The sequence below is a fragment of the Bacillus sp. GMa5/1 genome (assembly GCF_050172015.1).
GTDB lineage: Bacteria > Bacillota > Bacilli > Bacillales > Bacillaceae_G > Bacillus_A > Bacillus_A cereus.
The window spans coordinates 1-2,823 of record NZ_JBNLYC010000326.1; the positions used below are offsets into that span (position 1 = coordinate 1).

The following is a 2,823-nucleotide window of genomic DNA, read 5'->3' on the forward strand; positions in this document are numbered from 1 at the left end:
TTCTTTTATTTAATTTTAATATACTCGTACCACCATTTACCTCCAGGTCGAGTATCCATCCACCAAGTGATTTTATCTAATTCAGTATTAGGTAATACTTCTGTTTGTAAGTACGCTATACCAGTTGATGGATCAGAAATAACTTGTCCTTTAGTTCCACGCTCAGCCATAGCATTTAATACTTCAGGAACCAACGCGACGCCAAATCCACCAGATTTAACATATTGATAACCACCATTAGAAATAGGTTGTTCTGTTTGTTGTTCTTCTGTAAACCAAGATAATGGTTTGCTTCCAATTAATTCATTTAAATCACATTTACCAATACCAGGTACATTACCTGTTTCAGTGTATTGCCAGATATCGCATGGGTAATCCGGTTTCTTTCCACCATAACGAGGAATCCATACAAAGTCAGCTTTTACATTCACCATACCAAAAGGCGCATACATGTGATGACCGACATATAAACCGACTTTCTGAGCACCTAATCGGCGTAATTCATCGATAAATGCTTGTGTGCCGGCTCTCATATCATCCATTGTTTTTACTTCCACATCAGCAACCCATACTGTAGCACTCTTGTCACCACGATTCCAGAAGTCTTGTGCTTCTTTCTTTGCGTCATTGATTGATACAAAGCGGCAGAAAGCATAGTTTCCGAAAGAGATACCATGTTGTTTCATAACTTGTACGTAACCTTTGTATAAAGGATCAATATAATTTGAGCCATCTTGTACTCGAGCGATTACAAAATCCAAATACTGTTTTGCTACAGGCCAGTTAATATTACCGTTCCATTTTGAAATATCTACAGTGTAACCCATTATTGAACATCTCCCTTTTTCTCTTCTTGTTTTTGTTTGCCACCTAAAATTTCAACTGCATTTGTTAATGCTGAGGGTAAGGGGATTCCCATACGACCAGCGTTTTCTAAAAGTGAAAGTAACTCATTGCCCATGAAGAAAAAAATAGTCGCTTCACGAATTGCGCTGTTACTTCCCAGTGCTGAATCTAGTTGAGCGGCCGCTCCGACCAAAAGAAAAAGCACCACCTTTTTGGCGATGCCTTTGAAACCAACTTTACTTTTTAATTCTCCGTTATATCCTGCTGCAATCATGCCAGTTAAATAATCAATAACTGCCATCGTCACTAAGATTTTCAATGTTGCATCCCATCCTCCCAAAAAGTACCCACAGAAGCCACCAAACGTAGCTATAAATGTTTTCATTAATACATCAATACGATCCATCATTTCCTCTCCTTCCAAATAAAATAAAAAGGACCCTATAGGGATCCTTTCAAATCAATTTTTTGTTCTATTTTATAATTAAACTATTAAATCTCATTCTTTAATCCATGTACCTAAGTCCCAACCAACCCCAATTTTCCTCTTAAAGTTACTAAGCGCTATAGCAACTCCTACACTAGTTAAAATACACTTAGGAACTCTTGTTTCGTTCATTGCTTCTAAAATTCCGTATAAATGGGGAGCTATACTCCTTAAATTCTCCTTAAATACTAAATACGGATTCACATGAGAAACCGGTACTAAACTAGGATAAGCATTTTTAAGCTCATCTATAAAATCAACTGATGTCATATTGATTGACACACACCCCGTATACTGTAAATGTTGGTAGAAAAATTCTTCGTTAGGAACAAATTCAATTAATACTCTCATAATATTATCTAAGTTATCTATACGAAATACATGTCCAACATTCACATTACGTAAAAGAAATATCACCGTTAACATATCAATCTGTTTAGATGTTAATTTGGGCAGTATTTCCAACGCTTCATTATACACTATCTTTACCAGTGTCTCTTCTTTAGTAACCGTTCTCTCAATTAACATATCAACTAATAAATCGGCAATCTCTTTATCTCCTCGCCTTGCATGATTTTTTTGTGCTTCGTAAATAATAAAACGTAAATCCGCATCCTCTGTATTTTTTAATGCCTCAGGATCTTTGGATATTAGTCGCTTTAAATATTTATTGATTATTTCTTCAGCTCGTTCTTCAATGATTGTTTGGACGGTTCCCCCTAAATCATAGAAGTTACTTTTAAATACCATCATACAAATTTCTTTAACATCACTGTAATTAAGACCGTATTGATTAACAGTTACATTTTTACTGTCTTGAATATTAGTAGAATTTTCACCTGCAGACAGTTCATGTTTATCATTCATTTTTTTCACCAAATGTAATATTTACATTTTTACTTCCCTGAATATTAGTGGATTTATTACCAGCACTAATTTTTTGAAGTTGATGAGCGTTTTTTCTTTTATTCAAAAACATTCCAACTATAGCGGAAATGGCCAAGACTCCAATCCCACTAAAAATCCACTCTGCATTTTTTACAAACCAATCAATCATACTTACTCCTCCCTTAATATGTATATCATTTACATTATACACCAAGGGATAAATATACTTTTTCCAAAAATTCAATTCTTATCATTATTAAATTGATACCTAATGACAGGATATTTTTCCGACAAACTCAATTTAGCACTGCATTGATTACACGCATGCTCAAATTTAGGAGGATCAGACCAATAAGCTTTTCCAGTCGGTAACATCTCCCCTTCTTCGCAAGAATCACATATATACTTCACTCCATATGGTTTAACTTCAAAAAGTTTTTTCAAAACCGCCACCTCCTTTTCTTAAAATAAAAAATCTGCTTTTGCACGCTTCGTTTTCTTGTAAAAGTCGTATTTTGTTCAAAATAAAAAGACCAGCTTACAGCTGCTCTGTTTGCGTTGTATTTTCAGTTGTTGGATTTTCTAATTCTTGAGGATATACT

Annotated in this window: 5 protein-coding genes; all 5 read right to left on the reverse strand. The window is 34.7% G+C overall.

Annotated elements, in window-relative coordinates; translation table 11 throughout:
• Positions 1 to 5: 5 nt before the first annotated feature.
• On the reverse strand, positions 6 to 827 hold the full coding sequence (locus ACQGSG_RS28120) for a GH25 family lysozyme (RefSeq protein ID WP_426948602.1): 822 nt from the start codon (positions 825 to 827) through the stop codon (positions 6 to 8).
• On the reverse strand, positions 827 to 1,252 hold the full coding sequence (locus tag ACQGSG_RS28125; RefSeq protein ID WP_426948604.1) for a phage holin family protein: 426 nt from the start codon (positions 1,250 to 1,252) through the stop codon (positions 827 to 829). Before ACQGSG_RS28125 ends, ACQGSG_RS28120 begins: the two co-directional genes overlap by 1 nt.
• A gap of 93 nt (positions 1,253 to 1,345) precedes the next feature.
• Complete coding sequence (locus ACQGSG_RS28130; protein ID WP_426948606.1) at positions 1,346 to 2,200, reverse strand: LPO_1073/Vpar_1526 family protein; 855 nt, start codon at positions 2,198 to 2,200, stop codon at positions 1,346 to 1,348.
• Entirely contained in the window at positions 2,193 to 2,390 is a 198-nt protein-coding gene (locus ACQGSG_RS28135; protein WP_426948608.1) for a hypothetical protein, read from the reverse strand. The genes ACQGSG_RS28130 and ACQGSG_RS28135 overlap by 8 nt, the downstream gene beginning before the upstream one ends.
• A 71-nt stretch (positions 2,391 to 2,461) precedes the next feature.
• Positions 2,462 to 2,674: a hypothetical protein gene (locus ACQGSG_RS28140; RefSeq protein WP_426948610.1), complete on the reverse strand. Its 213-nt coding sequence runs from the start codon at positions 2,672 to 2,674 to the stop codon at positions 2,462 to 2,464.
• Between the last annotated feature and the right edge of the window lie 149 nt (positions 2,675 to 2,823).

Bases quoted from the DNA above. Each gene is read 5' to 3' on its own strand.
- ACQGSG_RS28120 (WP_426948602.1), bottom strand. From the start codon at position 827: ATGGGTTACACTGTAGATATTTCAAAATGGAACGGTAATATTAACTGG.
- ACQGSG_RS28125 (WP_426948604.1), bottom strand. From the start codon at position 1,252: ATGGATCGTATTGATGTATTAATGAAAACATTTATAGCTACGTTTGGT.
- ACQGSG_RS28130 (WP_426948606.1), bottom strand. From the start codon at position 2,200: ATGAATGATAAACATGAACTGTCTGCAGGTGAAAATTCTACTAATATT.
- ACQGSG_RS28135 (WP_426948608.1), bottom strand. From the start codon at position 2,390: ATGATTGATTGGTTTGTAAAAAATGCAGAGTGGATTTTTAGTGGGATT.